Source organism: Glycomyces amatae (genome assembly GCF_020991375.1).
In the GTDB taxonomy this organism is placed as follows: Bacteria; Actinomycetota; Actinomycetes; order Mycobacteriales; family Micromonosporaceae; genus Glycomyces; species Glycomyces amatae.
In genome coordinates this window covers 218,397-232,111 of the sequence record NZ_JAJLQZ010000006.1, presented here as the reverse complement: position 1 = coordinate 232,111, position 13,715 = coordinate 218,397, and the positions used below count along the sequence as shown (strand labels likewise).

10 protein-coding genes are annotated in these 13,715 nt (G+C 71.1%); 5 read left to right on the top strand and 5 right to left on the bottom strand.

Annotated elements, in window-relative coordinates; translation table 11 throughout:
* Positions 1-16 precede the first annotated feature (16 nt).
* The 5 genes from LO763_RS12125 to pknB all read left to right on the top strand — a co-directional run bounded on the left by LO763_RS12125 (position 17) and on the right by pknB (position 8,393).
* A complete protein-coding gene (locus LO763_RS12125) occupies positions 17-1,288 on the top strand; it encodes a PP2C family protein-serine/threonine phosphatase (RefSeq protein ID WP_230602393.1) in 1,272 nt (423 codons plus the stop codon).
* A gap of 63 nt (positions 1,289-1,351) precedes the next feature.
* The gene (locus LO763_RS29390; protein WP_304608816.1) at positions 1,352-3,340 is read left to right on the top strand and encodes an FtsW/RodA/SpoVE family cell cycle protein; all 1,989 of its coding nucleotides are present in this window, start codon (positions 1,352-1,354) and stop codon (positions 3,338-3,340) included.
* Positions 3,337-4,800, top strand: coding sequence for a penicillin-binding transpeptidase domain-containing protein (locus LO763_RS12115; RefSeq protein WP_230602391.1), 1,464 nt, complete (start codon positions 3,337-3,339; stop codon positions 4,798-4,800). The genes LO763_RS29390 and LO763_RS12115 overlap by 4 nt, the downstream gene beginning before the upstream one ends.
* Positions 4,801-5,116: 316 nt before the next feature.
* Complete coding sequence (locus tag LO763_RS12110) at positions 5,117-6,415, top strand: serine/threonine-protein kinase (protein ID WP_230602389.1); 1,299 nt, start codon at positions 5,117-5,119, stop codon at positions 6,413-6,415.
* Between the two features lie 73 nt (positions 6,416-6,488).
* Complete coding sequence (pknB, locus tag LO763_RS12105; RefSeq protein WP_230602387.1) at positions 6,489-8,393, top strand: Stk1 family PASTA domain-containing Ser/Thr kinase; 1,905 nt, start codon at positions 6,489-6,491, stop codon at positions 8,391-8,393.
* Between the two features lie 317 nt (positions 8,394-8,710).
* Here pknB and LO763_RS12100 read toward each other — a convergent pair whose 3' ends face one another.
* From LO763_RS12100 to LO763_RS12080, 5 genes are read right to left on the bottom strand one after another with little or no spacing between them, the layout of a single operon-like run.
* Positions 8,711-10,495, bottom strand: coding sequence for an ABC transporter substrate-binding protein (locus LO763_RS12100; protein ID WP_230602385.1), 1,785 nt, complete (start codon positions 10,493-10,495; stop codon positions 8,711-8,713).
* A complete protein-coding gene (locus LO763_RS12095; RefSeq protein ID WP_230602383.1) occupies positions 10,492-10,680 on the bottom strand; it encodes a hypothetical protein in 189 nt (62 codons plus the stop codon). Before LO763_RS12095 ends, LO763_RS12100 begins: the two co-directional genes overlap by 4 nt.
* Positions 10,668-11,786, bottom strand: a complete 1,119-nt coding sequence (locus tag LO763_RS12090; RefSeq protein WP_230602381.1) for an ABC transporter ATP-binding protein — start codon at positions 11,784-11,786, stop codon at positions 10,668-10,670. Before LO763_RS12090 ends, LO763_RS12095 begins: the two co-directional genes overlap by 13 nt.
* On the bottom strand, positions 11,779-12,825 hold the full coding sequence (locus LO763_RS12085; RefSeq protein WP_230602379.1) for an ABC transporter ATP-binding protein: 1,047 nt from the start codon (positions 12,823-12,825) through the stop codon (positions 11,779-11,781). The genes LO763_RS12090 and LO763_RS12085 overlap by 8 nt, the downstream gene beginning before the upstream one ends.
* 4 nt (positions 12,826-12,829) lie before the next feature.
* Positions 12,830-13,708: an ABC transporter permease gene (locus LO763_RS12080; protein WP_369431976.1), complete on the bottom strand. Its 879-nt coding sequence runs from the start codon at positions 13,706-13,708 to the stop codon at positions 12,830-12,832.
* Between the last annotated feature and the right edge of the window lie 7 nt (positions 13,709-13,715).

The window sequence follows — 13,715 nt, the reverse complement described above, 5'->3', positions numbered from 1 at the left end:
CTACGGCGGTTGATACATGAGTTTGCACCTGCGATACGCGGCCATCTCCGACCGCGGTGTGGTGAGGCAAGGAAACCAGGACTCGGTCTTCGCCGGGTCCCACTTCATAGCGGTGGCCGACGGCATGGGCGGCATGGCCGCCGGGGACCTCGCCTCGGCCATCGTGATCAACACCGTCGCCAGACTGGACGTGCCCCCGCCGCCGGACTCGGTCGTGGACGAGCTGGCCGACGCGGTCGCCGACGCGAACCGGGCCATCCGCCGCTGCGTCGCCGACGACCCGCAGAAGGAGGGCATGGGCACCACGCTCACCGCCCTGTGGTTCGACGGCGAGTGGTTCAACCTGGTCCACATCGGCGACTCCCGCGCCTACCGGATGCGCGAGGGCGGCTTCGAGCAGATCACCGTCGACGACACCTACGTGCAGATGCTCGTCGACGAGGGCCGGATCACCGCCGAGGAGGCCGAGCGGCACCCGCAGCGCTCGCTGCTGCTGCGCGCCCTGGGCGCCTCCGAGGTCGAGCCGGCGTTCCAGACCATCAAGGGCGTCGTCGGCGACCGGCTGCTGCTGTGCTCCGACGGGCTCTCCGGGCCGGTCGCGGACGCCGACATCGCCCGCACGCTCCAGACCGCCGCCAGTCCGCAGGAGGCCGCCGAGTCGCTCGTGCAGCAGGCGCTCGACGCCGGGGCGCCCGACAACGTGACGGTGCTCATCGCCGACGTGGTCGCCGAGGAGCCGGGGGAGCAGCGCCAGATCATCGGCGGGGCCGCCGCCGACGCGCGCCTGGCCGAGTCCGACACGGCCGTGCTGCGCGCGGTCAGGGACGAGGAGGAGGCCGCGGAGGAGGACGGCGAGTCCGAGACCGAGGAGCTGCGCCAGCCGAAGGCCCGCAGGAAGGGCCGCGTGTGGCGCACCGTCCTGGCCTGCCTGATCGTGCTGGCCCTCGCCGCGGGGGGCGGCATGTGGTGGGCCCGCACCCAGTACTTCGTGGGCGTCTCCGACGAGGGCAACATCAGCCTCTTCCGAGGCCTCCCTTTTGAAGTGGCCGGCTACCGGGCCGCCTGGATCGAGGTCGACTCCGGCCGTCCCGCCGAGGACGCCGTCGACTCGGTCGAGGCCGAACTGGAGGCCGGGAGGACCGCCGACGGGCGGGAGGACGCCGAGGACGACCTGGCCGCCCTGACCGACCCGGCCGCCGGCAACGAGAACCTCGACCCGCTGTGCGTCACCGCCGCGGACGGCGCCGAGTCGGTGCCGGCGGCCGCAAAGGACTGTCGCGACGACTGAGCGTGTTCGATGTAGGCTCACTCGAGCCTTGAACGACGCTGAACGAAGACGCGAGGGGAACCGATGGCCCAGCCCATGTCGGCGACCGCCCGGCCGGCGGGACCGTCAGAACCGGCGCTCACGCCCCTCTCGGGCATGCCCAAGCGGGTCTTCCGCGAACTGATCATGCTGGTCATGGGCGGGATCGGAGTGTTCTGCCTCCAGCTCACCATCGACCTGGCGCTGACGGGGACCACCACCTCGGTCACGTTCATGCTGCCGCTGCTGATCTTCACCGTCTCGATGTGCGCGTGGGGCGCGGTGAAGTTCCTCGCCCCCTACGCCGACCCGCTGTTCGTGCCGATCGCGGCGTTCCTCACCGGCATCGGCATCGTCTACCTCCGGCGCATCGACCGCACCGCCCTCACCGACGAGCCGCTCCCGCCCGACGCGGGGATCTTCGCCGGGCAGGGCGGACGCCAGCTCATGTACTACATGGCGGCCGTGGTCCTGCTGACCGTGCTGCTGGCCCTCGTGCGCAACCACCGGATGCTGCGCGGCTACGCGTACATCCTGCTGTTCGCGGGCATCTTCCTGGCGGCGATCCCGGGCTTCCTGCCCGCCTCGATCTCCTCCTCGGGCGGCTCCAAGAACTGGATCCGCTTCGGCTCCTTCTCGGTGCAGCCCAGCGAGTTCGCCAAGCTCATGCTGCTGGTCTTCTTCGCCGTCTACCTGGTGCGCAAGCGCGACATGCTCTCGGTGGCGGGCAAGAAGATCCTCGGGCTCCAGCTCCCGCGCATGAAGGACCTCGGCCCGATCGTCATCGTCTGGGCCGCCAGCCTCGTCATCCTCATCATGGAGCGCGACCTCGGCACCTCGCTGCTGCTGTTCAGCATCTTCCTGTCCATGCTGTACATGGCGACGCGACGCGCCTCCTGGATCGTCATCGGCCTCACGATGTTCATCGGCGGCTGCATCGCGCTCTACCCGTTCTTCTCGCACCTGCGGGTCCGCGTCGAGATCTGGCTCGACCCGTGGAACCCCGACTACGTGTACGGCACCGGGACCTCCTCCTGGCAGCTCGTGCAGGGCCTGGTCGCGCTCAACACCGGCGGCCTGCTCGGCAACGGGCCCGGCGCCGGCAACCCGAACCTCATCCCCGCGTCCGAATCGGACTTCATCCTCGCCGCCCTCGGCGAGGAGATCGGCCTCATCGGCCTCGTCGCGATCCTGCTGCTGTACGCGATCCTGGTGCAGCGCGGCTTCAAGACCGGCCTCATGTCGCGCGACCTGTTCGGCACGCTCATGGCCGGCGGCCTGGCGTTCCTGGTCGCCTTCCAGCTGTTCGTGGTGTTCGGCGGCGTCACCGGGCTCATCCCCATGACCGGCCAGACCACGACGTTCCTCGCCGCGGGCGGCTCCTCGCTGGTCGCCTCCTGGCTGCTCATCGGCCTGTTCGTGCGCATCTCCGACGACGCCCGCAAGCCCTGGCAGGCCTCGTTCGGCCTCCAGAAGACCGAGGCCCCGCCGGAGTTCCTCGCCGAGCAGGCCGCCAAGCGCGCCGCCGAGGAGGCCGCGAAGGCCGACGCCGCGGGCGTCATGGACTCGGGGCCGATCCCGGGCGGCGACCAGCCGACCGAGCTCATCATCCCCGGCCACCTCCAGCCCGGCTCCGGGACGGTCGAGGAGACCGTGGTCAGCCCCTCGCCGGTGTCCGGGCCCCCCGGCTCGCCGCCCACCGGAGGCCCCTACAGCCCTCCTCCCGGCTCCCCGCCCACCGGAGGCCCCCACCGCCCGCCGCCCGGTTCACCGCCTCCCGGCGGTCCTTACAGCCCGCCGCCCGGCGGCGGCCCCACCGGGCCCTCGCCCCACCGCCCCCAGAGCGGCCCCCCGTACCCGCCGCAGACCCCGCCGCCCCCGCCGGGCTCGGCCTACGGCGCCCCCGGCGGCGGCCCGACCGGCAGCGCGACGCGCCCGGCCCCCCAGTCCCCGCCCCCGCCCCCCTCGTCGGCCTTCGACCACCGCCCCCCGCCCCCGGACCGCCACGACCAGAACAAGGAGGGCGGCGAATGAACCCGGCCCTGCGCCGCATGGGCGTCATCGCGCTGATCCTGCTGGGCGCCCTCATCGCCCAGGCCACCTGGGTGAGCTTCTTCCACCACGACGACTACCAGGGCCTCGTCACCGCCCGCACCCTCATGTCCGAGTACGAGGTCCCGCGCGGGGAGATCCTCGCCGGCGACGTGGTGATCGCCCAGTCCGTCCCCACCGACGGCGGCTCCTACGACTACATGCGCGAATACCCCGAGGGCGACTACTTCGGCAACATCACGGGCTTCAAGTCGATCAACTACGGCTCCAGCAACATGGAGTTCGCCGAGAACGACCTGCTCAACGGCACCAGCTCCCTGCTGGCCTTCGACGACTTCTGGGCCACGGTCGCCAAGGAGCGCAAGCCCGGCGGCAACGTCGTCACCACCCTCGACGCCGACCTCCAGCGGGCCGCCTACGACGCGCTCGAGGCCACCGGAGTGCAGGGCGGCGCGGTCGTCCTCGACCCGCGCACCGGCCGCATCCTCGCCGAGGCCTCCTACCCGGGCTGGAACCCGACCGACATCTCCTCCAACAACGGCGACACCGCCACCGCCGCCAAGGAGGCCCTCGACAACGACGAGGACAACCCGGGCCTGGACCGCACCCGCTCGGACTTCTTCCCGCCCGGCTCGACCTTCAAGACCGTCGTGGCCGCCGCGTTCATCGAGAACGGCGGCAGCGCCGACTCGATGGTCCCGGCAGGGAACGGCTACACCGCCCCCGACACCGACCACGAGATCACCAACTCGAACAACCAGTGCCCCGAGGAGGAGCTGACGCTTGAAGAGGCCTTCGCGCGCTCGTGCAACACCACGTTCGCGAAGCTGTGCGTCGAGGAGCTGAGCGCCGAGCAGATCACCGAGACGGCGAACGCCTTCGGCTTCGGCGAGGAGTTCGAGACCCCGCTGCCGACCGTGGCCTCCAAGACCGGCGACATCTCCGCCGAGGCCTTCCGCGCCCAGGCCTGCATCGGCCAGCAGGAGGTGCGCGAGACCGTGCTCCAGAACGCCCTCATCGCCGCGACCGTCGCCAACGAGGGCGAGCGGATGAACCCGCAGCTCATCGACCACCTGACCGACTCCGAGGGCGACACCGTCGACAAGGGCGGCGAGGACTCCGAGGGCCGCGTCATCGACATCGACACCGCCCAGGAGCTCCAGATCATCATGGAGGCCGTCGTCGACGGCGGCACCGGCTCGGCGGCCGCGGTCGACGGCTACACCGTCGGCGGCAAGACCGGCACCGCCGAGCACTCCGACTCCAACAACAACACCGAACCCGACCACGGCTGGTTCCACGGCTGGGCCATGGACGACGACGGCGAGCCCGCCGTCGCGGTCTGCGTGTTCCTCGACTCCTACGGCGACGGCGCCTCCTCCAAGGCCGCCGAGATCTCCGGCGACCTCATGGAGCAGGTGCTCGAAGGCGGGTCCGAGTGAGGGGCGGGGCCGCGGGCCGGGAGGCCTGAGGCCGCGCCGGCGCGCTCTCGCGCATGACGGCCCTCACAACCGTGTGCGCCGCCTTACGTTCCGTGCGAGAGAACGCTTCCAGGTGGACGGAACAACACGGAAACGACACGGTTTCCTCAAGATCCGCTGACAGGGCAACCCGATCGGCCGTCCGAACGTGGATCCTTTGAGACGGTGCGACGGCTCCGGCCCCTGTGTTCGCAGGACGGTCACCGGGCGCCCTGCCAGTAGACTGAAGCGTCGATCCCCCCGGAGCCGATCACTCCCGAAGAAATGAGGAGACGCCGTGTTGAGCCCCGAAATGCTCCTCGGGCAACGCTATCGCCTGCGCGAACGCATTGCCGTGGGCGGCATGGGCGAGGTCTGGCGGGCCGAGGACACCGTGCTCGAGCGGACCGTGGCCCTCAAGGCCATGCTGCCCTCCCTGCTGAGCGAGCCCGATTTCGGGAAGCGCTTCGCCGCCGAGGCGAAGACCGTGGCGGCCCTCACCCACCCGCACATCGTCAACGTCCACGACTTCGGCAACGCCGAGCTGCCCAGCGGCGAGACCACCGCCTACCTCGTGATGGAGTTCATCGAGGGGAAGTCCCTCGCCGACCTCATCGCCGAGCGCGGCCGCATCGACGCCCGCGAGCTCATGCCCGTCATCGCGGCCACCGCCGAGGCCCTCCAGCACGCCCACGACCGCGGGATCATCCACCGCGACATCAAACCCGGCAACATCCTCGTCCGCGACCGGGACGGCCAGGCCGTCCTCACCGACTTCGGCATCGCCCGCTCCGGCGCCTCGGGGGACCTCACCCAGACCGGCGCGGTCATGGGCACCGCCTCCTACATCGCCCCCGAGCAGGCCGAGGGCACCGGCGTCCTGCCCTCCTCCGACATGTACTCGCTCGGCGTCGTGGCCTTCCACGGCCTCACCGGGCACCGGCCCTTCCAGGCCGAGAACCCCATCGAGCTGGCGCTCCACCACGTGCGCACCCCCGCCCCGCCGCTGCCGCAGGACATCCCGCCGGGCGTGCGGGCCTTCGTCGAGCGGGCCATGACCAAGAACCCGCACCAGCGGTTCGCCACCGGCGGCGAGATGGCCGCGTTCGCGCGCACCGCCGTCGATTCGAGCGGTGCCGGCGCGCCCCCCTCGACCTCGGTCATGCCCCCCGTGGGCCAGCTCCCGCAGCGGGCCGGCGTGGTCAGCATGGGCGGGCCCCCCGCGGGCGTCGCCGAGCCGCCGCAGGCCTCCCCGCAGTTCCCGCCGCCGGGCTCCCCGCCGCCCCCGGGCATCGACCTGGGAACCGCGGGGCCGCCCCCGGCGTCCCAACCGGGACGGAACAAGACCCTGATGGGCGTCCTCGTGGGCGTGGCGGCCCTGGTCGTCGCGGGCGCTATCGTGTTGGTGCTGCTCCAGCTGAACGACGGCGGCAAGCCCCTGGAGGGCGAGACCGGGGACGCCGACCAGACCGCCACCGAGGAGGGCGTCGACGAGGACGCCTCCCCGACCGCCGAGGAGACCCCCTCGGACGACCCCGGACAGAACACCGGCGACGGGCCCGGCCTCGGCACCTGCCTGAGGGACGACTGTGACTGATAGCGGGCTTTCGGGCCACCCGCAGCGATTAGAATCAATCCGCGATGAACGGAACACGAGGACGTAAAACGCGATGACGACAGAGCCCCGCCTGCTGGGCGGCAGATACGAGATCGGCGAGGTCATCGGCTACGGGGGGATGGCTGAAGTCCACCGTGGCCGCGACCTGCGACTCGGCCGCGACGTGGCGGTGAAGCTGCTGCGGGCTGACCTGTCTCGCGACGAGTCGTTCCTCATCCGCTTCCGGCGCGAGGCCCAGAACTCCGCCTCCCTGAACCACCCCAACATCGTCGCGGTCTTCGACACCGGCGAAGAGGGCGGCATCCCCTACATGGTGATGGAGTTCGTCAACGGCCGGACCCTCAAGGAGGTCCTGATCGCCGAGGGCCGCTTCGACCCGGCCGTCGCCTGCGAGGTCGTCGCCGACATGTGCGCGGCCCTGGACTTCAGCCACAAGCACCACATCATCCACCGGGACGTCAAGCCCGGCAACGTGATGCTCTCGGACACCAACCAGGTCAAGGTCATGGACTTCGGCATCGCCCGGGCCCTGGCCAGCGGCCAGGCCACCATGACCCAGACCAGCGCGGTCATCGGCACCGCGCAGTACCTCTCGCCCGAGCAGGCGAGGGGCGAGACCGTCGACGCCCGCTCCGACGTCTACGCCGTCGGCTGCGTCCTCTACGAGCTCCTGGTGGGGCACCCGCCGTTCACCGGCGACAACCCCGTCTCCGTGGCCTACCAGCACGTCCGCGAGGAGGCCCGTCCGCCCTCGGAGCTCAACCCGGCCATCCCGGCGTCCGTCGACGCCGTGATCATGAAGGCCCTCGCGAAGAACCCCGAGAACCGGTACCACTCGGCGGGCGAGATGCGCGAGGACCTCATCCGCGCCGCCCGCGGCCAGGCCGTCATGGCCCCCGCGGTCATGAGCGCCGAGGCCCGCACCCAGATCATCGACGCCGACTCGACCGCCCCGATCCGGCCCATCGCCACCTCCTCGAGCAAGCGGCGCCCGTGGCTCATCGCCCTCGGCGTGGTCCTCGCGCTGGTCGCGGTGACTGCGGCGGCCTGGGGGATATCGCGGATGATGAACGAGGCTGCGATGGTGACCGTGCCGGGGGTGATAGGCGAGGAGGAGGCGACGGCCGTCGAGCTGGTCAAGGCCAAGGACCTCCGAGTCGAGGTGGAGTACGAGCAGACCGACGACCCGAACGACACCGCCATCGGCAAGGTGAGCGCCCAGGACCCGGGCCCCGACGAGGAGGTCGACCAGGACACCCTCGTGACCCTCACCGTCGTGCAGGCGCCCGACAAGGTGACCGTCCCCGAGGTCGTGGACGAGACCTATGAGGATGCCGAGGCGACCCTGGAGGAGGCCAACCTCAAGGTCGAGAAGAACGAGGTCGCCAGCACCGAGGAACCGGGCACGGTCCTCAATCAGGATCCGGAGGCCGGCGAGGAGGTCGACGTCCAGACCGTGGTGACGCTGACCGTCTCGGCCGGCGGCCAGAGCCAGGTGCCGGACGTGACCGAGAGGACCGTCGACTCCGCGATCGAGACGCTCAACGGCGCCGGGTTCGAGGCCGAGGTCGTCTGGGGCAACGACGGCGGCACTCCCGGCGTGGTCTACGCGCAGGACCCCGGTGCGGGTTCGACCGAGGAGGAGGGGCGCACGGTGACCATCACCGCCCAGGGCGTCCTGGTCCAGTGGGACGCGTCGAGCACCCCGGCCGAGCTCCAGGCCGCGCTCAGCGGGCTCGGCCTGAACGCCCAGATCGACGGCGACCCCGAGGCGACGACCATCGAGAGCGTCTCGGGCCCGGACGGCCAGCTCACCAGCGGTACCGCGGTCGAGCCCGGATCGACGATCACCATCGTGCCCGCCGCGGACGACGGCGGCGGAGGCGGTGACGACGAGACCACCTCGGACGATGAGTGCAACCCGGTCCTCGACCCGGATTGCGAGAGCGGAAACTAGCCGGAACGAACCGAGGGGCCCGGCCGCTGCGCGGCCGGGCCCCTCGGTTCGTCTCCCGCGCCCGCCGCGGCGGGCTCGGACGCACGGGGCCGGGTCCACCCGCAGGCGGGGCCCGCGGGCGCCGGAGCCGCCCTCCCGCACGCACACAGCAGGGCCCCGGCCGGGTTCACCGGCCGGGGCCCTGCTTCTCTCGTTCGCCGCGCGTCGACCCGCCTCGGTCATGCGCGGCTACGGGACGGGGCTGGGGACCACCCCCGCCGCCGAGTTCGGCGCCCCCCGAGGTCGAGCAGCGGTCTCGGGGAGCGGGCCGGGCATCCTTACGCGGGCTCGATGCCGCCCTCGAGGATGCGGATCATGACGGGGTTGTCGAAGTAGATGTCGTTGAGCTCGTACTCGCCCGGGTCGACCGACTTCACGCGCTCGCCCTCGATGGCGTAGCTGACGCGCTGGTTCAGGAACAGCGGCAGGCGCGGCAGGGTCTCGTTGAAGACGATGCCGAGGGTCTTGTTGGCCTCGGCCTGCTCCTCCTCCGTGCCCTTCTGGGACGCCAGGTACAGGTCGTCGACGTTGACCGTGCCCAGCGAGGCCGTCTCGACCTCGGCGGTCGGCACCCCCATGCCGGGGGCGTCCGCGGTCTGCGAGTTGTCGGTGAACCAGGTCATCTGCCACGAGCCGTACACGTAGGGCACGAACGGGTTGGCCCACTGGCGCACCGCGATGTCGAAGTCGCCGGCGCCCCAGATGCCCCACGGGTTGTCGGCGGGGACGTTCTCGTAGGACACGTTCAGGCCGAACTCGGTCAGCTGCCCCGCCGCCTGCTCGCCCGAGAGCGAGAAGTCGGTCCAGCCCTCGACGCCGATGATGGTGTACTCGGCCAGCTCGCCGTCCGGCTTGTGCCAGCCGTCGGACTCCTTCGTCCAGCCCGCGCCCTCGAGCAGGCTCTGCGCCTTGGCGTGGTCGACCGTGTAATACTCCAGCTCGACGTCGTCGAACAGGCCCTCGGCGTGCGGGTCCGGCAGGCCCGTGTAGGTCGCCGGGATGTAGTAGCCGCCCGCGCCCTTGGCGATCTCGCCGATGACCTCGGTGTCGAAGACGTACATGAGCGCCTTGCGCACGTCCGCGTCGGCGAACTCGGGGAACCGGCCCTCGTTGAGCATCAGGCCGATGCCGTCGTAGCCGGGGGTCGACAGCTCCTTCAGGCCGTCGACGCCCGCGATCGTCGAGCGGTCGGTCGCGCCGAGCACCTGCGTCGAGTAGTCCACCTCGGACGACAGCAGGAACTGCACGGACGCCGCGTTGTCGCCCTTCTGGACCTCGACCGTGGAGAACTTCACCTGGTCGGCGAACAGCCCGTCCTCGTGGACCGACATCGTGATGACGGTCTCGCCGATCTGGTCGAACTTGTAGGCGCCGCAGGAGATGAAGTCCTCGTCGAGGAAGTCCTCGGCCGCGATCTTCTCGGCCAGGGCCACCTGGCCCGTCCCGCCCTGGACCTCGCCGGCCTCGACCAGGCCCTGGGCCTCGTCCATCCACGCGCCGTAGCGGGCGTAGGGGAGCACCTGGGCCTTGAGCGCGCCGTGCTCGACGCCGGTGAACACCTCCGAGTAGGTCACGGTGACGGTGGTGTCGTCGTCGGCGGTGGCCGACACGAGCTGGTCCCAGCCGATGGTGCCCTGCGCGGCGTTCAGCTTCTGCAGGTAGATCGTCCCGGCGACGTCCTTGGCGGTGACGTCGGCGCCGTCGGTCCACTTGACGCCCGAGCGCAGCTTGATCGTCAGGGTGGTGCCGTCGAGCGCGACGGACTCGGCCAGCTGCGGGACCCACTCCAGGGTCTCCCAGTTCAGGATCGCGCAGCGGGGGATGAACAGCTCCGCCACGGGGGCGGCGGTCAGCAGCACGCCGGTGTTCAGCGCCGCGTTGTAGTGCTCCACGGAGGTGTCGAACGGGTACACGTACACGAACTTGCCGCTCGCGCCGTCGCCGTCGCCGCCGCTGTCGGCCTGGCAGGCGCCGAGGACGGAGGTGGTCGCAACGGCGCCGGCGCCGAGGCCGACCGCCTGCATGAGGTTGCGTCGGCTGAGCTCGAATCGCTGAGAGGTCATCGCCGTTTCCTTTCGATGTAGAGGGCGAGAGAAGTGATGAGGATGAGGAACACTCCGATGCCGACGGTCAGCGCGCTGACGGCGGACTCCGGGGTGCCGTGTTCCAGGAGGAGCAGGAGGAGCCCGGCGGCCAGGGTCAGCAGGACCCCGAACGCGAGCCCCGCGCGGGCGATCAGGCCGACCATGCCGCTCCCGTGGTCTGGTTTGGATCGTCGGCCGCCCCGGTGGGGGCGGGGCGCCGCGAGCCGGGGACGGCGTCGAGGGTGAGCGTCCGGTCGTCGGTCCGCCGGCCGCGCGCCACGACGTGGCAGGCGACGCGGCGGCCGCCGGCGCCCGTGCGCTCGAGGGCCGGTTCGGCCGCGTCGCACAGGCCCGGCTCGTACGCGGGGCACCGGGGGTGGAAGGCGCACCCCGCGGGGAGGTCGGTGAGGGAGGGGATCTCGGCCGAGCGGAGCTGCTCGGCGGCCTGGTTGGCCCGCGCGAGGTCGGGGTCCGGTTCGCACACGGCGCCGATGAGGGCCTTCGTGTACGGGTGCTGCGGGTTGCCGATGACCTCGGGCGTGGGACCGTGCTCGACGACCTTCCCGAGGTACATCACCGCGATCTCGCCGTCCCACGCGAAGTACTTCGCGACGGCGAGGTCGTGCGTGATGAACAGGAACCCCACGTCGAGGTCGTCGCGCAGGCGCCCGAGGGTGTTGAGCAGGCTGACGCGGATGGAGACGTCGAGCATGGAGGTCGACTCGTCGCAGATGAGCAGCTCGGGGTCCATGGCGAGCGAGCGCGCGACGTTGACGCGCTGGCGCTGGCCGCCCGAGAGCTGGTGCGGGTAGGAGTCGAGGTAGGACTCGGGCGGGGTGAGGTCGACGAGTCGGAGGAGCTCGGCGGCCTTCGCGCGGGCCTCGGCGCGGTTCTTCACCAGGCCGTGGCGCTTGAGGCCCGCGGTGAGCGTCGAGGCGACGGTGCGCGTGGGGTTGAGGGCCGCGTACGGGTCCTGGTGGATGTACTGGACGGCGCGCCGGTAGGCGGTCCGCTCGCCCGCGGTCATGTCGGCGAGGGGCTTCCCGCGGAACTCGACGGCCCCGGCGGTCGGCCGGGTGATGCCCGCGGCCGCGCGGGCCGTGGTGGTCTTGCCGCAGCCGGACTCGCCGACCAGGCACAGCACCTTCCCGGCCCTGACCTCCAGGTCGACGCCGCCGACGGCGGCGACGGGGCCCTTCTTGGTGTCGAAGACCTGCTCCAGGCCGCGGAGCTTCAGCAGGGGCGCGGCCGCCGCGGTGCGATCAGACATTGGCGTTCTCCTTCTGCTTGCGCTGGAAGCGGACCTGGTCGTGGTGCCGGCAGGCGACGGCGTGGTCCATGGCGAGCGGGCGCTCGGTGAGGAGCTCGAGCTCCACGCGGCTCCGGCGGCACTCGTCGGAGGCGAACGCGCAGCGGGGGTTGAACGCGCAGCCCTCGGGCATGGCCTTGAGGCTGGGCGGGTAGCCGGGGATGGACTCCAGGGCCGGGCGCTCGCCCTTGACGGGCATGACCGCGTTGATGAGCCCGGCGGTGTAGGGGTGCTTGGGCCCGTGGAAGATGTCGCGCGCCGAGCCGGTCTCGATGACGCGGCCCGCGTACATGGTGGCGACGCGGTCGGCGAGCTCGGCGGCGAGCCCGAGGTCGTGGGTGATGAACACCATCGTGAACCCGAACTTCTTGCGCAGCTCGTGGAGCTGCTGCACGATCGAGCGCTGCGTGAGCAGGTCGAGCGCGGTGGTCGGCTCGTCGAGGACGAGGACCTGCGGGTCCAGGGCGATGGCGAGCGCGATGAGGGCGCGCTGCTTCATGCCGCCGGAGAGCTCGTGCGGGTAGGACTGGAGGACCCGGTCGGGGTCGAGGCGCACGGTCTCCAGGAGCTCCCCGGCGCGGGCCTCGACGGCGGCCTTCGTCCAGCGCCTGCCGTCCGAGTGGTCGCGGAGGGTGTCGGCGAAGTGGTCGCCGATGCGGATGACCGGGTTGAAGGCGTTCATCGCGCCCTGGAAGACCATGGCGGCCTCGTTCCAGCGGAAGCGGCGCAGCTGCTCCTTCTTCATCTTGAGGAGGTCGGCGCGGCCGCCGTCCTTGAGCCGGTAGGTCAGGGAGCCGGAGGTGATCTCGCCGAGGCCGGGCAGGAGCCGCAGCAGCCCGAGCCCGAGGGTGGTCTTCCCGCAGCCGGACTCGCCGACGAGGGCGAGGGACTGGCCCTCGTAGAGGTCGAGGTCGACGCCGCTGACGGCGGTCACGGACTCCTTGCGGCCGGTGCGGTACGCGATCGCGAGGTCGCGGACGCTGAGAATCGGGTCGCTCATGGTCTCACCTTTCCCGGAGGCGCGGGTTGAGGGCCTGGTCGAGGCCGCGGCCCATCGTCACGAGCCCGATCGTGAAGAGCACGATCATGATCAGGGGCGCGACGACGAAGGGCAGGGCGACCGGGTTGAGGTAGAAGTTCTGGCCCCAGGACTGGTGGATCATCAGGCCCCAGTTCGGCGTGCCGGAGGGCATGAGGCCGAGCACGTAGAGGCCGACGATCGCGTAGATCGCCTGGTTCACCGAGATCACGAAGTTCACGAAGATGAACCCGGCCATGTTCGGCAGGATCTCGCGGAAGACGATGCGGGCGGGGCCGAGGTTCTGGAGCCGCGCGGCCTCGACGAACTCGCGCTCCTTGAGGGACATGACCTGCGCCCGGATGGAGCGGAACAGGAAGGCCCACATGGTGGCGCCGACGACGATCGAGATGCCCCACGGGGGGATGTCCTCGAAGAACGCGACGACCGCGAGCATGAGCAGGAACTGCGGGATGGTGACGGTGACGTCGGTGAGCTGGAGGAGCACCGCGTCGATGCGGCCGCGGAAGTACCCGGCGATGGAGCCGAGGGTGACGGCGACGAACACGGCCATGAGGGCGGCGAGCGTGCCGACCCAGATGGGCTGGGCGCCGGAGTTCACCAGGATCGTGAAGGTGTCCTTGCCCTCGTACTGGGTGCCGAGCCAGTGCTCGGCGGAGGGCGAGGTCCAGATCTGCGTGGTGTCGGTCGGGTTGTCCTGGTCGATGACGAGGGGGCCGACGAAGGAGAACAGCACGATCGCGAGGACGAGGACCGTCCCGGCGAAGCCGGCGGGGGAGCGGGTCAGCCCGGTCCACAGGCGGCCCAGGAAGGTCTCGCCGAACTGCTTGCGGGGCTTCGCGATCGCGGCG

Coding starts and splice junctions, on each gene's coding strand:
- LO763_RS12125 (WP_230602393.1), top strand. CDS start 17: ATGAGTTTGCACCTGCGATACGCGGCCATCTCCGACCGCGGTGTGGTG.
- LO763_RS29390 (WP_304608816.1), top strand. CDS start 1,352: ATGGCCCAGCCCATGTCGGCGACCGCCCGGCCGGCGGGACCGTCAGAA.
- LO763_RS12115 (WP_230602391.1), top strand. CDS start 3,337: ATGAACCCGGCCCTGCGCCGCATGGGCGTCATCGCGCTGATCCTGCTG.
- pknB (WP_230602387.1), top strand. CDS start 6,489: ATGACGACAGAGCCCCGCCTGCTGGGCGGCAGATACGAGATCGGCGAG.
- LO763_RS12100 (WP_230602385.1), bottom strand. CDS start 10,495: ATGACCTCTCAGCGATTCGAGCTCAGCCGACGCAACCTCATGCAGGCG.
- LO763_RS12095 (WP_230602383.1), bottom strand. CDS start 10,680: ATGGTCGGCCTGATCGCCCGCGCGGGGCTCGCGTTCGGGGTCCTGCTG.
- LO763_RS12090 (WP_230602381.1), bottom strand. CDS start 11,786: ATGTCTGATCGCACCGCGGCGGCCGCGCCCCTGCTGAAGCTCCGCGGC.
- LO763_RS12085 (WP_230602379.1), bottom strand. CDS start 12,825: ATGAGCGACCCGATTCTCAGCGTCCGCGACCTCGCGATCGCGTACCGC.